At 50.6% G+C, this 731-nt stretch carries 1 protein-coding gene; it reads right to left on the bottom strand.

What is annotated here, in order from left to right:
* On the bottom strand, positions 1-701 hold a 701-nt coding region (locus tag A3751_RS19825), incomplete at its 3' end, for a sigma-54 dependent transcriptional regulator (protein WP_231876945.1).
* Positions 702-731 lie beyond the last annotated feature (30 nt).

Genomic DNA, 731 nt, shown 5'->3' with positions numbered 1-731 from the left:
TCCTGCAAGACGCGCAATAGTCTAGCTTGCGCGTCTAGTGGAAGCTCTCCAATCTCATCCAAAAATAAGGTGCCGCCATCTGCCGCCTCAATTAACCCCGCTCGAGCAGACACCGCGCCGGTAAAAGCGCCTTTCTCGTGGCCAAAAAGTTCAGATTCAATCAGGGACTCTGGGATAGCGGCACAGTTGATACATACGATCTCCTGATTACTTCGTCGGCTAAGTTCGTGGATCGCCTTGGCCGCTAACTCTTTACCGCTACCTGTCTCACCTTGAATCAAGACGCTTGCGTCAGTTGGAGCCACCTTGTCAATGAGGCCGAACACCTTTCGCATTGGTTGGCAGCGGCCATAAATCATGTCGCTGGCATTCTTGGATTGCCTGCGTTCTTGCGTAGTTGAGCGGTGAGAGTGCTTATTGAGAATGTCTTCAACCGATGACAGTAGGTCTGTCTCATCGTATGGCTTCGCGATGTAATCAACCGCTCCCAGTTTCATTGCTTCGACAGCTGAGCGTAAACTTGCGAAGCTCGCCATAACGAGGACTGGGATTTCGTGTGCGAGTGGAATGATGTCTGTCCCGGCTTGTCCAGACACGCGAAGATCGGTAATGATCAGATCAAAAGATGCGATTGGGAAATCGTCTACTGCTTGATTGATGGAGTGCACGTTCTCCACCTGAAAGTTATGACCGCTTAGTATCTCAACGAGTTCGGAGTATCCGTTGTTTTC

Source organism: Oleiphilus sp. HI0080 (genome assembly GCF_001635135.1).
Note: the sequence above shows the minus strand (reverse complement) of the source record. Positions and strands in the feature narration are given on the sequence as shown.